Origin of the sequence: uncultured Helicobacter sp. (genome assembly GCF_949282165.1) — a bacterium.
In the GTDB taxonomy this organism is placed as follows: domain Bacteria; phylum Campylobacterota; class Campylobacteria; order Campylobacterales; family Helicobacteraceae; genus Helicobacter_F.
In genome coordinates this window covers 1-17,966 of the sequence record NZ_CASDOV010000017.1, presented here as the reverse complement: position 1 = coordinate 17,966, position 17,966 = coordinate 1, and the positions used below count along the sequence as shown (strand labels likewise).

Annotated in this window: 23 protein-coding genes and 1 tRNA gene; 6 read left to right on the top strand and 18 right to left on the bottom strand. The window is 47.8% G+C overall.

From position 1 onward, the window contains the following. Both ACH2BK_RS08165 and ACH2BK_RS08160 read right to left on the bottom strand, forming a co-directional pair. Positions 1-1,266, bottom strand: a complete 1,266-nt coding sequence (locus ACH2BK_RS08165; protein ID WP_394996867.1) for a hypothetical protein — start codon at positions 1,264-1,266, stop codon at positions 1-3. Continuing rightward, positions 1,217-2,353 (bottom strand): pseudouridine synthase, encoded by a 1,137-nt coding sequence (locus ACH2BK_RS08160; protein WP_395003273.1) that lies wholly within the window; start codon positions 2,351-2,353, stop codon positions 1,217-1,219. The genes ACH2BK_RS08165 and ACH2BK_RS08160 overlap by 50 nt, the downstream gene beginning before the upstream one ends. Here ACH2BK_RS08160 and ACH2BK_RS08155 point away from each other — a divergent pair. Together ACH2BK_RS08155 and ACH2BK_RS08150 are read left to right on the top strand one after the other, a co-directional pair. Beyond that, positions 2,244-3,548 (top strand): FtsW/RodA/SpoVE family cell cycle protein, encoded by a 1,305-nt coding sequence (locus ACH2BK_RS08155; protein WP_395003319.1) that lies wholly within the window; start codon positions 2,244-2,246, stop codon positions 3,546-3,548. The genes ACH2BK_RS08160 and ACH2BK_RS08155 overlap by 110 nt on opposite strands. Further along, a tRNA-Ile gene (locus tag ACH2BK_RS08150) sits at positions 3,510-3,586 on the top strand. Before ACH2BK_RS08155 ends, ACH2BK_RS08150 begins: the two co-directional genes overlap by 39 nt. Positions 3,587-3,671: 85 nt before the next feature. Here ACH2BK_RS08150 and ACH2BK_RS08145 read toward each other — a convergent pair. The 9 genes from ACH2BK_RS08145 to recO all read right to left on the bottom strand — a co-directional run bounded on the left by ACH2BK_RS08145 (position 3,672) and on the right by recO (position 9,344). Further along, entirely contained in the window at positions 3,672-4,064 is a 393-nt protein-coding gene (locus ACH2BK_RS08145) for a hypothetical protein (RefSeq protein ID WP_394996871.1), read from the bottom strand. Further along, on the bottom strand, positions 4,061-4,555 hold the full coding sequence (gene msrA / locus ACH2BK_RS08140) for a peptide-methionine (S)-S-oxide reductase MsrA (protein ID WP_394996873.1): 495 nt from the start codon (positions 4,553-4,555) through the stop codon (positions 4,061-4,063). The genes ACH2BK_RS08145 and msrA overlap by 4 nt, the downstream gene beginning before the upstream one ends. Next, positions 4,545-4,892 carry a dihydroneopterin aldolase gene (locus ACH2BK_RS08135; RefSeq protein ID WP_395003271.1) on the bottom strand — a complete coding sequence of 116 codons (348 nt, stop codon included), beginning with the start codon at positions 4,890-4,892 and terminating at the stop codon, positions 4,545-4,547. Before ACH2BK_RS08135 ends, msrA begins: the two co-directional genes overlap by 11 nt. A 3-nt stretch (positions 4,893-4,895) precedes the next feature. Next, positions 4,896-5,573, bottom strand: a complete 678-nt coding sequence (gene plsY, locus ACH2BK_RS08130) for a glycerol-3-phosphate 1-O-acyltransferase PlsY (RefSeq protein WP_395003269.1) — start codon at positions 5,571-5,573, stop codon at positions 4,896-4,898. 24 nt (positions 5,574-5,597) lie between these two features. Further along, positions 5,598-6,995 (bottom strand): methyl-accepting chemotaxis protein, encoded by a 1,398-nt coding sequence (locus ACH2BK_RS08125; protein WP_394996879.1) that lies wholly within the window; start codon positions 6,993-6,995, stop codon positions 5,598-5,600. Next, positions 6,992-7,504: a histidine kinase gene (locus ACH2BK_RS08120; RefSeq protein ID WP_394996880.1), complete on the bottom strand. Its 513-nt coding sequence runs from the start codon at positions 7,502-7,504 to the stop codon at positions 6,992-6,994. The genes ACH2BK_RS08125 and ACH2BK_RS08120 overlap by 4 nt, the downstream gene beginning before the upstream one ends. A 401-nt stretch (positions 7,505-7,905) precedes the next feature. After that, positions 7,906-8,034 carry a hypothetical protein gene (locus ACH2BK_RS08115; protein ID WP_394996882.1) on the bottom strand — a complete coding sequence of 43 codons (129 nt, stop codon included), beginning with the start codon at positions 8,032-8,034 and terminating at the stop codon, positions 7,906-7,908. Positions 8,035-8,127: 93 nt separating this feature from the next. Further along, positions 8,128-8,625: a flavodoxin gene (locus ACH2BK_RS08110; RefSeq protein WP_394996884.1), complete on the bottom strand. Its 498-nt coding sequence runs from the start codon at positions 8,623-8,625 to the stop codon at positions 8,128-8,130. Positions 8,626-8,723: 98 nt separating this feature from the next. Continuing rightward, on the bottom strand, positions 8,724-9,344 hold the full coding sequence (gene recO / locus ACH2BK_RS08105; RefSeq protein WP_394996886.1) for a recombination protein RecO: 621 nt from the start codon (positions 9,342-9,344) through the stop codon (positions 8,724-8,726). Between the two features lie 37 nt (positions 9,345-9,381). Here recO and ACH2BK_RS08100 point away from each other — a divergent pair, with 37 nt between their 5' ends. After that, on the top strand, positions 9,382-9,510 hold the full coding sequence (locus tag ACH2BK_RS08100) for a hypothetical protein (protein WP_395003266.1): 129 nt from the start codon (positions 9,382-9,384) through the stop codon (positions 9,508-9,510). A gap of 13 nt (positions 9,511-9,523) precedes the next feature. Here ACH2BK_RS08100 and ACH2BK_RS08095 read toward each other — a convergent pair whose 3' ends face one another. The 6 genes from ACH2BK_RS08095 to ACH2BK_RS08070 all read right to left on the bottom strand — a co-directional run bounded on the left by ACH2BK_RS08095 (position 9,524) and on the right by ACH2BK_RS08070 (position 15,239). Then, positions 9,524-10,078 (bottom strand): peptidylprolyl isomerase, encoded by a 555-nt coding sequence (locus ACH2BK_RS08095; RefSeq protein WP_394996890.1) that lies wholly within the window; start codon positions 10,076-10,078, stop codon positions 9,524-9,526. A gap of 10 nt (positions 10,079-10,088) precedes the next feature. After that, entirely contained in the window at positions 10,089-10,928 is an 840-nt protein-coding gene (locus tag ACH2BK_RS08090) for a tetratricopeptide repeat protein (RefSeq protein ID WP_395003264.1), read from the bottom strand. Between the two features lie 31 nt (positions 10,929-10,959). Beyond that, positions 10,960-11,511: an OmpA family protein gene (locus ACH2BK_RS08085; RefSeq protein WP_394996894.1), complete on the bottom strand. Its 552-nt coding sequence runs from the start codon at positions 11,509-11,511 to the stop codon at positions 10,960-10,962. A gap of 78 nt (positions 11,512-11,589) precedes the next feature. Continuing rightward, complete coding sequence (gene tolB / locus ACH2BK_RS08080; RefSeq protein WP_395003262.1) at positions 11,590-12,858, bottom strand: Tol-Pal system protein TolB; 1,269 nt, start codon at positions 12,856-12,858, stop codon at positions 11,590-11,592. Between the two features lie 63 nt (positions 12,859-12,921). Beyond that, positions 12,922-13,887 carry a TIGR02757 family protein gene (locus ACH2BK_RS08075; protein ID WP_395003260.1) on the bottom strand — a complete coding sequence of 322 codons (966 nt, stop codon included), beginning with the start codon at positions 13,885-13,887 and terminating at the stop codon, positions 12,922-12,924. Then, a complete protein-coding gene (locus ACH2BK_RS08070) occupies positions 13,887-15,239 on the bottom strand; it encodes a M99 family carboxypeptidase catalytic domain-containing protein (RefSeq protein ID WP_394996900.1) in 1,353 nt (450 codons plus the stop codon). Before ACH2BK_RS08070 ends, ACH2BK_RS08075 begins: the two co-directional genes overlap by 1 nt. A gap of 114 nt (positions 15,240-15,353) precedes the next feature. Here ACH2BK_RS08070 and ACH2BK_RS08065 point away from each other — a divergent pair, with 114 nt between their 5' ends. The 3 genes from ACH2BK_RS08065 to ACH2BK_RS08055 are packed head-to-tail and all read left to right on the top strand — an operon-like array spanning position 15,354 to position 17,370. Continuing rightward, positions 15,354-15,851, top strand: coding sequence for a flagellar FLiS export co-chaperone (locus ACH2BK_RS08065; protein WP_395003258.1), 498 nt, complete (start codon positions 15,354-15,356; stop codon positions 15,849-15,851). Between the two features lie 5 nt (positions 15,852-15,856). After that, positions 15,857-17,179, top strand: coding sequence for a glutamate--tRNA ligase (gene gltX, locus ACH2BK_RS08060; RefSeq protein ID WP_394996903.1), 1,323 nt, complete (start codon positions 15,857-15,859; stop codon positions 17,177-17,179). Between the two features lie 14 nt (positions 17,180-17,193). After that, positions 17,194-17,370: a hypothetical protein gene (locus ACH2BK_RS08055; protein WP_395003256.1), complete on the top strand. Its 177-nt coding sequence runs from the start codon at positions 17,194-17,196 to the stop codon at positions 17,368-17,370. A 227-nt stretch (positions 17,371-17,597) separates the two neighbouring features. On the opposite strand, the gene ACH2BK_RS08050 is transcribed toward ACH2BK_RS08055, so the two are convergent. Next, a complete protein-coding gene (locus ACH2BK_RS08050; RefSeq protein ID WP_395003254.1) occupies positions 17,598-17,912 on the bottom strand; it encodes a hypothetical protein in 315 nt (104 codons plus the stop codon). Positions 17,913-17,966 lie beyond the last annotated feature (54 nt).

Here is a 17,966-nt window from a genome sequence, read left to right as displayed (position 1 = left end):
CTATCGCTGCAGCGTAACGCTCCCACTTTGGGGAGATTCTATGCCAAACTTATCGATACTCACGACACTATAGGAGTAGTCAATCCCGCGTTTGGCTTCCTTGTCGATAAATTGCGTGGTTTTGATATTGTTGTAGCGATTGTTGCGATTGGTTTGTGAATCTCGCCTATACAGCGCGTATTTGACAGCGCGCCCATCGCTTGGAGCAGCCCAAGTGATTGCGATGGTGTTGCCTTGGACTTGGGAACTCGTGATGGTTGGTGTAGCGGGGCGAGAGAGCGTAGTCCCCACGATAGGCTCGCCTAAACGCTCGCCATCAAAGCCATACATATCCACGCCCACGATTTGGTAGGCGACATTTTGCCCGTGGTTTTGGAGCGTGTGTGTGTAGGAGGTTTTTTGCGTGGTGGCGATGAGCGTGTATCTGCCGTTGTTTTGCATATCGGCATAGATTCTATACGAAGTGGCTTTGGGGTGGGGCTGCCACGCAAGCTGGATTTGGCGCGGTAGGTGCGTGGTGGCACTCACGCCCTCTATGGGCTCTATGAGATCAAGCGTGCGCACACTCACTTCTTCAGAGGGCTCGGAGATATTGCCCTCAAAGTCCTTAGCCAACACGCGATAGACATAGCTCGTGCCATCTTGGAGATTGGTATCAAAATACTCGATATTTAGGCGGTGCTTGAGTTCTTTTAGGGTTTGGAACTCATTTTGAGAATCCTTGCGTTGGATAATGTAGGATTTGACACTTGGATTTGGGTGGGGCGTGATGATGAGCTTAATCGTCCTTGGGCGTGAGCTTATGGCAAACACTCCCTCTATGGGATCGATAAATGAAGTCTGGACTTTGATAGCTTGGGAGTAGGGGCTCATCGTATTATCCCTGCCAAGCGTGGCAAAGAGATAGTAATAGGTGCTTTTGGGTTTTAGATTAGTATCAAAAAAATGCGTGGCAAGGGGATTTTTGAGCGTTGCTATGTGGGTGAAAGATTCTAAAGTGAGATTTTGTGGTGCTTGTGAATCTTGCCCCGCATTGTGCTGCGATGAATCCGCACGAAAGATGACAAAACCATCGATACTCGTGGGCGAGCCATCTTCTAGCTTGTCCTTGCTCTCCCACTCAAACGCCACGCTGCTCACATCGCTAAGGACTTTGATTTTGTGAATCTTAGGGAGGTTTTCATCGATACTTAGGGGCTTTTGCACCCCACAACCACTAAAAACGCCCAAAACAATCCACAATAAACCGAGCTGATAGCACTTCATCAAGCTTATCCTTATCAAAATATCGTTCCAAAAACGCTACCATATCGGCAAAAAGTGGCGCTTTGAAAACAAACTGCGTGGAATCTAGCCGAGTAGATTCTGTGCAATCTCTAGGGTGTGAGAGATACATAAGATAGGCGTGCAGCAGCACTCTGTGCGCGCCAAACTCCCCCTTGTAGCCATAGAGCGCATCGCCGACGATAGATCGCCCTAAACTCTCTAAATGCGCGCGAATCTGATGTGTGCGCCCGGTATAGAGCTTCACGGCGATGAGTTGGAGGGACTGCTGCGCGCAGTCTAAAAGCGGCACAAACACGCTTTTAGAATACCTCAATCCCGCGTGCGCGGGCGTGTCGTGTGATAGCTCCTCGCGTGGCAGCAAAGCAGTGGTGGGCGTGATATGGCGCATAGACTCGCGCTCGTGTGCATTATGTGCTGCGTATGGGGCGAGCTTTGCGATTTTTAGACGATTTTTGGGGTGGCGTCCTAGGTAGCACTCTATGGTGGTAGCCTCTCTAAGCGGATTAGTGATAAGTGCGAGGTAGTAGCGTCCCATTTGGCGAGATTTGAGCTGCGCGCTTAGGGCATTGTGGGCGTAAGGGGTTTTGGCTATGGCAAGCACGCCGCTTGTGTGCCTATCAAGCCTATGCACAATCCCATAGCGCAAATCCCCACAAAGATTGCGGATAGGGGGCTGGGTGAGTTTGAGCCAATCGACTAATGTCGGCTCTTTGAGCGATGGGGCTTCGTGAATGACGATATTTGGCGGCTTATTGATGATGAGTATCTCTGAATCTTGGTGCAAAACCTCGATATGGGCAAATTCTGGCTTTGCCTGCGTGAGCGATTCTAGGCTTGTGTAATCGTGCATTGGGGGTGGTGTATCTGCTGCAAGCACGCGCAGGGTATCGCCTAGGACTACTTGTGTGCTGGGCTTTAGACAACGCTTATCATTAAGGAGCACCTGCTCACGCTTGATGAGCTGCAGGGCTTGTGCGCGTGGGATTTGGAGGCAGGCACTTAGCACAGAATCTAAGCGGGGCTTGGGAGTGGTGGCTAAGTCTTTTTGTGTTATAATCATTTGCATACAGAGAACTCTTTGGATTTTAAGGATAGCTTTAGAAATGAATGCTAAGAAAATTCTAGCACATTTTGACTTTATTGTGATTTTGCTTGTGCTGCCTTTAGTCGTGCTCTCCTTTATGCTGGTGCGCGAACTTGATGAGATAATGTTTGCTAAGCAAATCAAATATCTTGTGATGAGCTTGTGCGTGGGTTTGGTGGTGTTTTTTATCCCCTTTAGGCGACTGAATTACTCTATTATCTTTTTGTATGTCCTGCTGCTTGTGTTGCTTGTGCTTGTGAAGTTTATCGGTGTGGAGAAAAACTCCGCGGTGCGGTGGATTGAGATACCTTTTACGAGCTTTTCAATCCAACCTAGTGAAGTGATGAAAATCGCGCTTATGCTGTTTTTGGCGTCCTATATCTCTAAAAATCCGCCACCTAGCGAGGGCTATGGGTGGAAAGACTTTGGGATTATCCTCTCCTTTGTGCTTTTGCCCTTTTTTATTATCCTGCTTGAGCCGGATTTGGGCACGGCACTCATCGTCTTGCTCGTGGGCTTTGGGGTGCTATTCCTCGTGGGCGTGCATAAAAAAATCTGGATAACTCTTGGCATCGCTGGGATTTTACTCATCCCCATTACTTATTCTGTGGCATTTAGCGCGGGGCTGCTCAAGCCCTACCACCAAAAGCGCATTAACGATTTTGTGAGTGGCGAATACCCCTATCAGGTTCAGCAAGCCCTTATCGCTATTGGCTCGGGCGGGATAAATGGGCAGGCAAAAGAGATGGCAACCCAATCCCAACTAAACTTCCTCCCCTACGCAAGCACGGATTTTTTGTTTGCCTATTATGTCGAGCGATTTGGGCTGCTTGGGGCGTTTGGGCTGCTTGGGCTGTATATGTGCCTCATCTTGTATCTGCTAAGCATTTGCTTGGGCGCGATGAAGGATTATTTTTTGCGCGTGGTGAGTGGGTATATCGCGATATTGTTTTTTTTGTATGCGGGGGTGAATATCTGTATGGTGATCGGATTAGCCCCTGTGGTGGGCATACCTCTGCCGATGATGAGCTATGGGGGCACGAGCTTTATGACTTTTGTGATTTTGCTAATGATTCTAGAAAACGCCCTTGCGTTTAGATTCGTTTTTGAGTATAATGCGCACTCCCCAATCAGTCGTGGGCCTTTAGCTCAGCTGGTTAGAGCGCTCGGCTCATAACCGATCGGTCGCAGGTTCGAGTCCTGCAAGGCCCACCACTTCTCACACTACTTCTAGATTCTATCACGATATTTTTCACTTTTTGGATTGTTGGCAAGTCTGTGTTTGTGTGCGTGAAACGCGCTATTTAGAATCCTGCAAAGGCGTTAGGGCGGGGCTAAAGTCCTTGATACTTTGCTCAAAAATATTTTGCGTGCCCGAGGTAGGATCAAAAAGTGAGCGTGAAAGGCTCTGGTGGCAGTGTATGCAGGTATCAATCACTTTGTGCGACTCTGCAAGAGCTGGCGCGCGCACCCTTTGGACATCGTGGCAAGCAAAGCAATCCCTGCCACAGCCCTCGCCCATATCCACCTGCGCCATTTTTTCTTCAGTATGACAGGTTTTGCACTCGCGCATAGGAGCGTGGCGCGTGTCTTTGGCATAATCAAGCCTAAAATGACAGCTCGCACAATCCCCCGAGCAAGTCGCCCATACCACGCCTACAAGGCACGCCAATACCCACACAAAGCGCATCATCGCCCCCTAGCCTTGCTCATATCAATATGGCAATAGCCGTGGGGATTTTTGAGCAGGTATTTTTGGTGATAAGATTCTGCGGGGTAGAAATTTTGCAGCAGCATCACTTCTGTGACAACCGCTCGCGTGTGTAGCGGCGCGATATGCTCATCTATAAATGCTTGGATAGAGGGCAAAATCTGCGCGTCTTTGGTGTAGATTCCATTGCGATATTGTGTGCCTATGTCGTTGGCTTGGTAGTTAAGCGCGGTGGGATCTATCACATCAAAAAACTTCCATAATAGCTTAGGGAGGCTTAGGCTTGCAGATTCATACACGATATGCACGGCTTCAACGGCGTTAGTGAGATTAGCGCAAACCTGCTCATAGCTAGGGTTTGGAAGGGAGGAGTTGGCATAGCCTACTTGTGTCTCGCACACGCCCTCAATGAGATCAAAATACCTCTGCAATCCCCAAAAGCACCCGCCCGCTAGATAAATCTCATCGCGCATTTAATCCCTCAAAGCTCTTTTGCGCGCTCACGCCGACTTTGCAATGTGGCAGAATCTGTGGCTTTGTGATATGAAAATCAATAGCACTAATCGCCTCAAATCGCGCTTTAAGCGCGCCACACACGCCCTCTATAAGCTCTTCTAGCAACCCATAGGCATTGGCGCAAATGGTGTCTTGGATACACTCCACCACGCGCACATAATCTAGATAGCCCTCATCATAGCGATAGTGAATCTTAGCGTTTATGCGCACTTCTTGTTTATTTACGCGCTCAGATTCTAAAATCCCTACGATAGTCTCAAAGCGCAAATCCTCAATCTCAAGGCAGTATAGCATACCTTAGAGCACCTTGCCTTCACTCCCGCTTAGGAGGCGTTTGATATTGGGGATATGCGTGTAGAGTATGAGCACGCCTATGAGCACCACGGGCGTGTGTGTATGCACTTGTGAGAGGATATTTATAGAATCTGGTATAGGCAGCACATAGGGCACGACAAAGGTGAGCGCGATACCACTTAACACGCCAAGGAGTGAAGAGAGCGATGAGATTTTTAGCACCTTGCCCACAAAGCCCCACACAACAAGCCCCAAAGCCCCCTCGATAGGTATGAGCAGGATAGTAGAACCAATTGCCGTTGCCACGCCTTTGCCGCCATTAAAGCCTAGATATGGACTATAGCAATGCCCTAGGATTGAGAGGATAGCAATAAGCCACTGCGCCTCAAAGCCCAAGCCGCACAATTTAGCGACAAGCACGACAAACATTCCCTTGCACGCATCAAGCACGATCGTGCTCACAGCCAAAATCTTGGCATTTTTGGGATTAATCTCCTTGATAGCGCGATAGACATTTGTCGCGCCGATACTGCCAGAGCCTATCGTGCGCACATCGATTTTGTAAAAAACCTTTGTCAAAAATAGTCCAAAGGGTATCCCGCCCACGAGATAGGCGATGAGGTAAAACACTACATTATTATTTGTCAAAATCTCTGCCAACGCTCCTAAAAATCCGCTCAACACACTCGCTCCTTTGCACCACGCTCACAGGCTTGAAGATTGCGCATTAGCACTATCAAGGAGTGCTATGGCTTGTTGTGAATCCTCCTCAAGCTGCTGCAGGTTTTTGACAATTATATCAGAAGTTTCTTGTGTAACTTCTTGTGTGAGGACAGCAAGTGCGGCGTGCGCGCTTGATTTGAGCTTAGATTCTATGGCGTGGATTTTCTCTGTATTGAACATTTTGATTTTTTGTGCGAGACGATCGTCATCGAGGTATTTGGAGATGGGATTGATATTTTCAAACGCACAAACCTCTTTTTTGTTATTAAAGCTTAGATACAACGAGGATTTGTATAAGATATGATCGAGCTTAGAGACGCTTAGTAGCAAGCCGCGCGAGAGCTTTTCAAACATACCAAAGAGCTCTTTAGTCGTCTCCCCAAGCCCGGCAAAGACTTCGTTAAAATGCCCCACGCTTTTGTGCGCGGAGTTCGCTACTTGCATCACGTGCGAGGAGTTTTCTAAAATCGTATTTATCTCTTGCTGCATAGTTTGCACCACGATGGCGATATCACTCGTGGCTTTGTGCGTCTTTTCAGCGAGCTTGCGCACCTCATCGGCTACCACGGCAAACCCACGCCCGTGCTCGCCCGCGCGCGCTGCCTCAATGGAGGCATTAAGCGCGAGGAGGTTTGTCTGATCGGCGATATCACGGATGATGCCAATCACAGAGCTGATATCTTGAGATTTTTGCGCGAAACTCTCGATGGTGTTGTTGTTGTCATTGATTGAAACGATGAGATCGTCAATAGATGAGGTGATTTGGGCGACATCCTCTTGGGATTGCTGCGAGACTTGCGCAATAGAGGAGACTTGAGAATCCGCAGTGCCCATGCGCTCCAAATCCTCGCCCAAATCCTCTGAAACCTTGCTTAAATCCGTGTTTTGGTTTTGCAAACTCATATTCATCAGTGCCTTTGCTAGGGCGTTTGAGATATTTTCCTTAGCACTTTCCTCCACTTTGTCAAGTGCGGAATTTATCGTATGGATACTCGTAGAGAGCGCGCCTTTGAGTCCTTGCGCCATAGCCTTGCGATAAAATCGCCCCTCCTGCGTGCTTTTGACTGCCGTGGCTATCTCGCGCATAAAGGCTTCGATATTATCAATCACGATGTTGATATTGTTTGCCAAATGGTGCAAATCCGCATCGCCCTGTATAAAAAGCACTCTGTCCTCAAACTCACCCTGTCTGTATCGCTCGGACACTTTGAGAATCCTCTGCAAAAGCTTGGTGCGCAAGTTCATCTTGTATTGTGCCACGCCAAGCACGATGAGCAAAATCCCTGTAAGCACGAGACTTGGCGAAAACCCATACCACACAATATCTAGCACGATGCCCACGATACTAAGAACGATCGCAACCCATAACAGAATCTTCATCGATAGCCCCCTATCTCGCCCTGTGCTTGCAGGGATATCATCAGTTCATTCCATGTTTGCTTATGGGATTTGAGAATCTCTGTGATGTAGTCTTGGGCTGCTTGCATACCTTGAGAGGATTCAAGCTCAAGGCATTTTTTATAAATCGTGCTTAGTGCTTCCACACCTGCCTTGCTCGCGCGCCGCCGCACGGAGTAGTATCCCACTATCTTGCCATGAGTATCGTATGATGGCGTGACATTGGCAAAAACCCAGTAAGTATCGCCCTTCATGGAGCGATTGCACACAAAGGCAAAAAACTCCTCCCCGCTCCCAATCGTATCCCATAAGAGTTTAAACGCCACGCGCGGCATAGATTCATAGCGTATGAGATTGTGAGGTTTGTTGATAAATTCCTTTTGTTCCTTAAAGCCACCAAAATAGCAAAAATCCTCATTAGCATAGGTGATCTTGCCTCTCATATCGGTTTTAGAAGTGATAAGGGTATCATCTTGTAAAAATAATTCCATGTAATGTGTCCTCCAAAAATAAAAAATCCCGCAATTCTACTGCAAAATTCCATACAAAAATCGTTTTTTTTTTTTTTGTCTAATGTGCTAGGAAATATCGCATTTTTGCGCACAGTGGGGAAAATCTATAGGTTATAGTCCGCGATTTTTGCTTTGGTGTGTGGGGTGTTCTGGTATATATTGTAAATTTTGCTAGGGCATTTGCTCCCAATTTGTGCGTGAGTATTTCGCCCTCACTCCGCTTAGATTCACACACAGAATCCAAGAGCGAGATTCTATGATTTGCTAGCATGAGCGCGTCAGGAGGGCGATTTGAAAGAATCTAGCCAAAGAGATTCACAAAGCACCTTATAGAGAATCTGTGGGATTAGATTTTGTAAGTTGTGTTAAGTCTTTAGAATCTACTCGCCTGCGTTTATAGAATCTAGGGGCAGATTCTGCAATGTGTTATCCTCATATCGTGTGAGGTGTGCGCACTCTAAGCTAGGAGGTTTTGGTAAGTTACTAACACTGAGCGGGGCTTCAAGCAAGCCCTCGCCCCTTTCTTGCGCTCAATAGGGAATCTAAACTATTGGCTTATGATGTGTAGATTCTAGAATATCGGGTTTAGAATCTAGCCTCGCTCAAACAAACTCGCCCTTTATCTGCGCCACCCATTTGGCGATACGCTCATCGCTTAGCTCGCTTTGATTATCCTCATCAAGTAGCAACCCCACAAGTTTCCCATCCACAAGTGCTTCTGTGGAGTCAAAATAATAGCCCTCATTGGCTGTCTGCCCTATACGCTTGGCTTTTGCGGCTTTGTGATAGAGGTAGGAGACGCCATTACAAAATGTATCGCTGTAAGTGTCCTGATCGCCCACGCCGATAAACGCCACGACTTTGCCAGCAAAGTCCTCCTCGCTCAATGTCTCCAAAAAGCTATCCCAATCATCTTGCAAGTCCCCTAGTCCGTAGGTGGGCGTGGCAAGGATAAGATTGCTAAAGCCCATAAACTCCTCCTTAGAGGCTTTGGCGATATCAAAAAGCTGCGCGTCCCCGCCGAGCTCTTTGGCGACTTTTTGGCAGATGCCTTGGGTGTTTGAAGAATCGCTCCCATAAAAAATACCGACTTTTTGCATAATAGCTCCTTGTGGATAATCTTAATAGAGAAGTTAAGAATAATTCTTATCTCTATCGATGGAATGATACTATATATTTTGTAACAGAGGAAAAAATCTCATAGTCCAAGGCAGAGGATTTGCCAGAGTTTCTGCACTTGTGCGTCCTCTAGGTGCAGGGTGGAGGTGTGGGCGAAATACTCCAAAATCTCGGATTTGTCAAACGCAAAGCCCTGCACGCAGTGAGGGTGCGCAAACAAAAACGATCGCCCCAATGTGATGACAGAATCTAGCGTGCCATCACAGATAAAGCAGCGGTTTGCCTCCCACCGCCCTAGTCGCCCCTCATAGGCTAGCAGACGCGCATAGGATTCTAAAAACACGCGCAGGGGGTTTTGTTTGGCGATTTTTTGCGCGCTATGCTCTAAGAGATTGAAATAAAACTCCCCCACCTCATACACTTCATCCAAATGCCGCTCCAATAAGCCCAAAAACCGCTGCCACGCATACACGCGCTCCCACTCGCGCTCCCAGCCAAAGGACAAATGCAGGATATGGCGCACTTGGGGCAGGAAATGCGCGTTGGCGCGCTCCTCAAAGTCGATTTTATACCCCAGCCCGATGGTGCTATGACGCGCTCCATAAAATCGATAAAAGCTCCGAAAGCTCTGTGGTGTGAGGATTTTTAGTATGAGATCTTGGGTTTTGGTTGGTATGATTTTTAAGATATACCCTTGCATAACGCGCCTGTGTGGTAGGATAAAGCGTAATTATACAATGTTTTGGGGTGGAGATTCTAAAAAAGAGAGTGGGCTTATGGGCAGGAAAGGTAAAGCAGGAGAGAGAGTAAGGGGATACCCCCCTCTAACAACGCAGGAGAGAATCTATCGCAAAGACAGAATCTAGCGCAGCATAGAATCTAGTGCCCGCAGCCACAGCCTCCCCCGCCACCACCACAGCAGCCTCCACCTCCGTGATGATGGTGTCCGCCGCCGCTTCCGCAGCCACAGCCTCCGCCTACACCGCCTTGTAGTATCTCCATCTCCGTGGCATCACGCACATCAAGGATATTGATATTGAAATTGAGCGTTTTGCCTGCTAGCGGGTGGTTGTAGTCGATGATAACGATTTGATCGTTAAAATCTTTGACAATCACTTGCGCGGTTTGTCCATCATCACTCTGCCCAAAAAGCGTCATACCGGCTTTAAGCTCGATACCCTCAAACTGATCGCGTGCGACTTCTTGGATAAGATCTGGCTGATAGATTCCATACGCGTCTTCGGGCTTGACTTCCACGGAGAGCTTATCCCCTGTCTTCGCACCCATAAGGGCATTTTCTAGCCCGCTGATGATTTGGTTTGCCCCCACGAGAAATTCTAGCGGCGCACCACTTTTGTTAGAATCTATCATCTCTTTGCTTGCGACATCGGATACTTCGTATTCTATGCTAACGACTTTGTTGTGTGCGATCATTTGTGTTCCTTTATTGTTTAAGTTCTTTGGCTTGTGCTGCCTCTTTGCTTTGTGGGTAGGCTGCGATCAAAGCTTCTAGGAAAGAATTATAATTTGCCATATCTTTAATCCCCTTGAAACAAAGCGCGGTATGCAGTAAAAGCGTGGGCATATACGCGCCCTTATCGCTTAGTGCCACACTCGCCTTGTAGTATTTAATCGCTAAATGGTAATCTTTCTGCAAATACGCGATTTCGCCCAGATAAAAGGTTGTTTCAGGAGTGTTGTATTTGTTGTCTTTGAGCCATAGCATAATGTCCTTGGCAGATTTGTAGTGCTTTTTTTTGATAAGCTCCTTGGCTTGGGCAAAGAGTTCGGGGCTCTTGCTTTTGTCAAATTGTGGCTTTTGGGATTGTTTGCTCTCTTGTTTTTGCGCTCCCTTGGTGCTTTGGGCGCTAAGCTTTTCGAGCTCTTGGAGGATATTCTCTTGGGTTTTTATCGTGAGCGTGTGGAGCTCTTGCATTTTAGAATCTAGCGTAGCAATCTGTGTGCTTTGCTGCTCTAAAAGCGTCTTTAATGCCGCAATCTCGCTCTTTAGATTCTCAATCTCTTGTGTGTTGGTTGTGCTCTGGGCTATAGTGCTTTGGAGTTTTTGGTGTTGGGATTCATAGAGGCTCATTAGCCCTTCTTGGGATTGTTTGAGCGTTTCTTGCTGTTGTTGGATTTGTGTAGTGAGATTTAGGAGGCTTTGGGCGGTGCCTTGCAGGGAGGAGAGATCTTTTTTAGTCGCGCCGCTTTGCCTCTCAAAAGCCGATGGCTCGGCTCCGTAGCACACAAAAGAGAGCAATAAACAAGCTAGGATATACCTCATCTTGGCTCGCTACTTGTGCCACTTCTATACGTTATTGCGCGAGTTTAAAATCCACGCGTCTGTTGGCCTTGTAGCATTCTTGCGTGGCTTGGGTGCATACGGGCTTGCTCTCGCCATAGGTTACGGTGGAGAGATTGCTAGGATTGACACCGCGTATCTCGAGTGCGTTTCTCACAGAATCTGCGCGCTTTTTGCCGAGTGCGAAGTTGTATTCATCTGAACCAAACGAGTCGGTATTGCCCTCTAGCACCACTTTGGCACCAGATTGCTTGAGAGCATTGGCGGCTTTTTCGATATTAGGGAGCATATCCTCGCTAATGGCGTATTTGTCAAACCCAAACAAAATCGTGGGCAAACCCTGTCCATCAAGCTGCACAAAATTATCGCTCGCACTCGCACCGCCTCCGTTTGCGCTCTCGCTTGCATCGCCACCTTGAGAGACGATAACGGGCGTGGTGGGCGCGTCTTGTCCCTGCACAGCTAGGGCACCGCTACCACCACCAGAGACTTTCACATCATCGCCACATCCAGCGATAAAGATTGCAAGCACGCCAATCACACTTATGATACTAATGCGTTTCATGACTAACCTCCTGTAATTTATGAGCTTATAGCATTATAGCTTGTAAAGGTGTGAGAGTCAAATGCCCGCCACAGCCTGCTACCAGTCATAGGACTGAATCTTTACCTTAGGCAGTGAGAAAAAATAGCTGCTATTGTAATCTAGTCGGATAATCCCTAGCGCGCTTTGGGTTTGGGTGTGCTTGATATACATAATGTTTTTGCCATCTTTTGAGAATGTGGGCATTTGGTTGGAGCCCTTTTCGGTTAAGCGGCGTATGAAGTCGCTATTAGTCGCTATAAGGTAGATATTAAAAGTATTGAGCCCAAATTCATTGTTGCTCTCGCGGCTTGTATAGACAATGTATTTGTCGTGGCTGGCTACCGAGCTATTATTGCGCCCGTGGAAGACAAGCTGCTCGACATTGCCGCCCTCAATATTAGTCGCAAAGACATTGGGATAGCCCAGCCTATCGGAGACAAACGCCACTTCCTTTTCGCCATTGATAAACTTCCCGCCCACATCGATTCCTGAAAAAGTCGTTAGTCGCTTGAGATTTTTTGTCTGCAGCTCATAGAGATACACATCTGCCGCGCCTTTGTTTGGCGTGAGGCTAAGCAGGAGCCTTTGTCCATCGCTGCTGACATCTGAGACTACTGCCATACCATCGCTTTGGGTGATAATCTCGGCGGTGTTGGTGCTTAGCTCATAGCGCAAAATCGTGGGTTTGTCGTTGATATAGCGCGTAAAGTAGATGATGGTTTTTTCTTTATTGCCCCATTTGGGGAAGATATTTAGCCCGCCTTGTATGATATCCTGCTGAAAGGTTAGCGTGTAGTCCGCTAGCGTGATGAGGCTATTGCCTGAAGTCGTGTATTTAGAGAGCACCACAAGCTCGCGCATCCAATCTATGCGCGGTGCTTGGACATAGGTATTTATCCCGATACACATCTCGTGCGCAAGGAATGGATAGCGATTGAGCGTGGGTTGGGTGTATTCCTGCTCGAGCACCTTTTTGGCATTACGCACATCATAGAGCACCAACCGCCCTGCAATCCCCCCGCCTCTTTTGCTCGCGCTCACACGCGCGATGAGATCGATTTTTTTGTCCTTGTAGGTTTGGAAGTCTGGCTCCCTGTCCTTGACGCTCTCGCCCTTTTCTACTTGGAAGTGATTGCTCACCTTCAAATCCCCCACAAGTTGGGAGAGGAGCTTTTGCCCGTATTCGTTGTTGTCTGCGATATGCTCGACTACGATAAAGGGGAGTTTGGTAGAGCTTGTGATGATCTCAAGAGTTGCATCAAGTGCTGCCATAGGCATAGCCCACAGAGCCCATAGCATAGCAAAGATTAAAAAGCGTTTTGGCATTGTTTCTCCTTAAAAGGGCATATTGTAGCTTGAAAACTCTAAATTCGGCATTAGGCGGTTTCTTTAAACACCTAGGGCATTTGTGGGCGTTGCGCTAAGCCCTCTATCTGGCAAATCTCGCTTTGTCTGTCCGATCCTATAGAGTGCAAAATCATAGCGCACCGGATCTGCGGGAGAGAATCTACGCAAAGAATCTGTGAGCTCCAAAGCCGCGGCAAGATCGTAGCTTTTGCGCGTAAGCAGCCCTAGATTCTGTCCTACCTTGAAAGTATGCGTATCAAGGGGTATGATGAGCTCGCTTGGATCTAGCATATCCCGCCAAATCCCAAAATCAAGCGCATCATCGCGCACCATCCAACGCACAAAGAGATTCCATCGCTTCAGCGGGCTTTTGCCCTTGGGGCTAAAGGACTTAGGTGTGGTTTGTGTGAGAGAATCTAACCCTAGATGAGGCTTGTGGGATTTGCTAGCACCGCTGGCGGTTTTAGATTCTATATTTTTATCCAATCCCGCGCCGAGTGCGAACTCCACGCCCCGACTTTGCGCCCCAATCTCCCTAGCTATCTCGCGCAGTGTCGCTATGGTGTGATAGATGGCATTTAGAACCCTATAGGGCGTGTAGGTGGCATTTGCCAACCCATAGGCAAAGACTTCCTTAATCCCGCCGCGCCTGATACACTCTCGCAAAATCCCAAACAACGCCCCTATATCCTCGGCACTTTGGAATCGATAGTATGGCAGTCCCTTACGCGTATGCAACGCGTGCAACTCGTGTGAATCTAGTAGCGCAAAATCTAGCGTGCGCAAAAACGCCACGATTTGCCTAGCACTGCCATAGGAGAGGAGCGCGCATAGCAGGGCAATCTCGGCAAAATGTGGGTGGCGCGTGTGCTCTCGCACGATGATGAGCGGATCGGCTAGCACAAGGCTGCTTGCGGTGTTGCAAGCCTGATAGTGTGAGTCCAAAAAGGCTTGGAGGTTTTTAGATTCTAGGTTTTGGCGTGGGCGCGTGGGCTTGTGGCGTGGCATTATGGCACAAATTCTACCAGTATCATACCCGCAAACGCCTCGCCTTTATAAAACTCCACGCGATAGATTCTCTCACTCTTATCAATGGCGAACTTCTTGTGCATAGCGCGTTTGTGGATAAGCGTGTCAAACTCTTGTGGCTTAGGGCTGCTATCGCCGGGCTTGACAAAGCCTATCACATTGGCGCGATAGTCCTGCTTAGATTCTATAAAAAATGATTGTTTGGCTTTGATAATCCCGCCCATCTTGACTTCTTGGGCTGCCTCTCCATCTAGGGATACGCGCACACTCGCCAAGCTATGATCAAACTCCAAATACAAGGGCTTTAGCACGCCCATCGTGCGCCCGCCGTATTTTATCCCTATGCTCCCATCATCTCGCTGCATAAGCCCTAGGATATAGCTTTGTGAATCTAGGCGCACCTCTTGGAGCTTAGTTTTGGCACTTGTGGGCATAGGGAAAAAGTTTAGTGGGGATTTGAGGTTTAGCACGGGCAAGGTGATGAGTGAATCTATACTAAAGGTAAGCTTTGGATCGTTTATGAGTTTGGCGAGGGTTTGGGGCGTGAGGGTGAAATTGCGCTCATACTCGATCCCCACTGCGTTAAAAAACCCCTCAATCCCTAGCAAATGATAGTATGCCTTCTCGCGCAGGGGCAGGGTTTTGGAAGCTTCGTGGGCAAAGGCTGGTTTGCCGTGTGTGATAGCAAAAAATGTGAGGCTTTTTTGCATTTGCGTATCTTTGATAGCGGTTTGGGTGTTGCGGATATGGTAGGTGTGCAGCGGCTTCAAAAGCCCCGTGTTGGTATGCGCGACTACTTGGGCGATGATCTCTTTGAGATTCCCATAGGGCGAGACATCAATAGAATCTTGATCGATGATAGAGCAGTTCCCCCACCGCTTGGGGCTTAGCATTTCACTAATATGCTTCTCACGATAGAATCCACTGCCATCGTGCATATGGAATATCGCCTGCACATCGGGGCGCAAAATCTGCTCTTTAATCTTTTGGATGGTGTGGTATTCTGGATCTTGCTCGCTCAAAGCCGCGAATTTGCGATTGAGATCGCCATACACGCCGCGATTGTTATAAAACATCGAGTGCGGGCTAAGGACGGGGATCACGCGGACATTGCCCTTTTTTATCGTGTAGTATTGGAGTAAGAGATTGGTGGCATTATACGCTCCGGGCTCATCGCCCTGTATGCCCGACATAATCAGCACGCTAGGTCCTTGTGAATCTTGTGTGGGCATATCATAGACTTTGAAGTCAATGGGAGCGATTTTTGCCCCCCACACTGCACTACAAAGTATCATCGCACACATTCCCACACGCCACATTCCTAGCCACATAACCGCTTCCTTTAGTTCAAAATGGCGGCATTATAACACAAAAGCACGCGGATATGTGGAATGCAATATGCTTAACGTGGGGCTAGATGAGAGATTCACACAAAGGGTATGATTATGATAGATTTGGCTTCATTGAGTTTAGGGCAGCATATCGCCACTGCTAGCAATCCACACAAAAACTTTGGCGAAGATTCTAAGGGATTAAACGAGTTTATCGGAGCGTTGCAAATGGCTAACATCGCCCTTGGTAAGATTATAAAAGAGATAGAATCTTGTGAGCTAGAAGACTGCGTGAGCAAGGAGGAGCTAGGGAGACTGCAGAGTAGTGCGTGCGTGCGCATAGAGGAGATTATCCAAAATGCCAAGTTTATGGGCACGCCGCTCTTTGACACGCCCCTAAGCGCGAAAGTGAGCGGCGCACTCAAAGGCATTACTTTTGAAAACCCCTTAGCCCTCTCACAGGATTTTAGCGCGATGAAGGGCTTTATAGAGGATAAGAGGGCTGAATCTAATGATTTGCTCCTAGAGCTTAGCGAGGCACTTTTATCCCCTAGTGATGCGCGCTTTGAATCTGTAGATAGCACTAAGCTTGCTCATATGTTTAAGAGCTAGATTCTATGCTACGCTTTGCTCCCTCGCCCACAGGCGATATGCACATCGGCAACCTGCGCGCCGCGATTTTTAACTACATCATCGCTAAGCAAACCAACCAGCCCTTTTTAATCCGCATAGAGGACACCGATACTGCGCGCAATATCGAGGGCAAGGACAAGGAGATACTAAGCCTGCTCAATCTCTTTGGGCTTTTGTGGGATAAGCTCGTGTATCAAAGCCACAATTTTAGCCACCACCAAAAAATCGCACATTATCTCATCGCCAAAGACAAGGCGTTTTATTGCTACTGCACTAAGGAATTTTTGGAGCAAAAGCGCGAGGAGGCTAAGGCGCAAAAGAGGGCGTTTCGCTACGATGAGAGCTGGGCGCAGATTCACAAAGATTCTAATCCCAAGCCGGTGGTGCGACTGCGCGGGGCGCGTGAGGCGATAGGATTTAGTGATGAGATTAAAGGCGAGATTAGCTTTAGCCCCAATGAAATCGATAGCTTTGTGATATTAAAAGACGATGGAATCCCCACCTACAACTTCGCCTGTGCGCTTGATGATATGCTCTATGATATCAGCTTTATCGTGCGTGGGGAGGATCACGTGAGCAACACCCCGCGCCAAATTCTCGTGCGCCAATACCTAGACTACACCAAAGACATCGGTTATGCGCACCTGCCTATTATTCTAGGCGAGAGTGGCTCTAAAATGAGCAAGCGCGATAACGCCTCAAGCGTGAGCTGGCTGCTAGAGCAAGGATTTTTGCCTCAAGCAATTATTAATTATCTCATCGCTATGGGCAATAAAACGCCCACCGAGATTTTTAGACTCCACGACGCCATAGAGTGGTTTGACATCAAAAACATCGCCAAATCACCCGTGAAGTTTGACATCAAAAAACTGCGCTTTATCAATCGCGAACATCTCAAAATGCTAAATGAAAGCGAGCTAGCCCTTTTGCTTAGCACCAAAGATCCTAGCATAGGTGGCTTGGCAAAGCTCTATCTGCAGGAAGCCAGCACGCTCAATGAAATCCGCGATAAGATAGATTCTATCTTTAGCCCAAAGGATATTTACGCGCTCTATGAGGGGCAGGACTTTAGCGAGCCTTGCAGGATTCTCTATGAGGCGTTTGTGGCACTCATAGCAGAGCATTCCCTAGCCCTGCGCGAGTATGAATCTCTCAAAGCCGAGCTTTTAGAGCGCACAGGGCTCAAGGGTAAGAACTTCTTTAAGCCCCTTAGAATCTTACTCACAGGCACATCGCAGGGCTTAGAATTACACGAGATTTATCCATTTTTGCAGTTTTTCCTCAGCGACATCGTGCGACTAAAATAGAATCTAATACCGCGATGAACGCCCTAGCTCTCAAAGCCTATGTTTTGCGCGTGGTGGGAGCGTATCCGCTTGGGTTTGTCGTGCTTAGCGTGCATTGTGGGTGGGTGCTTTTGGCATTGCTTACGCACTCGCCTGCCGCTCCTATCGTGTTTTGGGACGATCTTTGCCTTATGGTAGTCAGACAGCATTAAAGCACACGATGAGGGCGTTTATCTTTAAGCTTTAGTGATGAAAAGCGCGCTTTTAAACTGATACTTGTGCTAGATAACGCCATAGTAGAGAGCGAGCATAAGCCTAGCACAAACAATGGATAAAGCACCTCAATGCCAACCGCACTCATCACGACACAGGAGCAGCGAGCGGGATTTGTGCTTTAGATTCTGTGTTTTGTTTTTGTGAATCTTTAGATTCTGTGGAGCTAGATTCTAAATTTGAATCTGAAGTAATGAATCTTAGAATCTAAATTTTCTTTAGAATCTGTTGGACTAGATTCTGCAAGTTGTGTGTTCCCTAAATTTTCCGCCTTAGATTTAGATTCTGAATCTGCTTTAGATTCTGTAATTTCCGCATTGCTTAGATTCTGCATTTTTCCATTTCTCAAAGTTGCATTCTCACGGATATTTTCTAGATTCTGTGCATTGTTTTGTTTTTTCGCAAAAAGGGGTGTTATCCCCTCCCCGCTCCCCTTAGCCCCGAAAAAGCCGCCGCTGTTTTTGCTGCGCTTTGCTTGCAAGCCTTCGGCACGGCAAACGGGGAGAGAGCCTCGCTGTATCCGCTTCTAGCGCAA